This window comes from Pelovirga sp., assembly GCF_059864205.1.
Genome location: NZ_JCBCBS010000223.1, coordinates 1 through 1,124 on the forward strand (window position 1 = coordinate 1; position 1,124 = coordinate 1,124).

Annotated in this window: 1 protein-coding gene and 1 pseudogene; both read left to right on the forward strand. The window is 47.8% G+C overall.

All coding sequences use genetic code 11. From position 1 onward, the window contains the following. Positions 1-347 (forward strand): annotated as a pseudogene (locus AC6F7T_RS13925) (transposase); the annotation flags it as partial. A gap of 191 nt (positions 348-538) precedes the next feature. Continuing rightward, entirely contained in the window at positions 539-886 is a 348-nt protein-coding gene (locus tag AC6F7T_RS13930) for a hypothetical protein (protein ID WP_500719822.1), read from the forward strand. The last annotated feature ends 238 nt before the right edge of the window (positions 887-1,124 follow it).

Consider the following 1,124-nt stretch of genomic DNA (forward strand, 5'->3'; position numbering starts at 1 on the left):
TGCTGGATCAACGGCACCTCTTAGCAGCAGCACGCTATGTGGAACGCAACCCGGTTGCTGCCGGTATCGCGTCATCTCCCGTTGATTATCCCTGGTCAAGCGCACGCTACCATTGCGGCATCAACGCTCAGGATCCACTGATCAAAACCCCGCTGTTGCCGGAATTGGTAGATAACTGGTCGAACTTTCTACAGACCACGGATCAGCAGCAGGATCGTTTGATATTCCAAAAGACCAAAACCGGCCGTCCGCTTGGCGGCGCGGCCTTTATTGAGAAACTGGAACAATCCACCGGGCGGGTGTTGAAGATCAAGGCACCGGGCAGACCGGGTATCGATAGGAAATAGGCATTATGTCCCCGGAAAAAAACATATATTTTGGCCCTCATTGCGAGCTTGCCATGGTGTTTGATAACAATTTTTACGAGCAGTGACCTGCTTAGTGCCTCTATTGTGGGATTGGGGACTATGGTAAACGGTGCTCTGATTGACGCTGCCTATGGCATTGTAACGGGGTCGTGAAACTCTTGGGGGGTGCTTTGTTTAAATTACCAAACTTTGATTTTTCGGACACGCCTTTTTCAAGCGGACTTTTCTTTGGCCTGTTTGTAGCTCGTTGGTGCTTGTTGATAGTTTTCATCAGCCTCACAATGATGATGATAGTAGGTGTTATCCTCGGCGGATCCGGTACTGTTTTATTTGTTTATGCATTTATGGCGCTGTTCTTGGGATATCCATGGTCTTTGTCGATTATGCATAATAGTGCCGATTTTGGTCCATTAACTATGGTTTTGGCAGTAGCAGTTGGATACTTTATCAACGGATTGCTCTTAGGTGTTGTCGTCGGTGTTTTTGCGATGATACGCCAAATGATTAGAAAAACTTAAAACGTAGTCAGCGGCCCCCGGTTTAGGCCGCAGCTGCACCCCTGCATGCGGGATATAGCGTGTCCGGAGATGCCTAACCTGTCGACTTTTCCTGGGAAAAAACAGGCAATATGTCCCCGGAAAAAAACAAGATGAAGGCACCGGGCAGACCGGGAATAAAAAGGAAATAGGCATTATGTCCCCGGAAAAAAAACGAAAAGTCACCTTTTTTCCGGGGCCATAATACCGATTTAAAGAT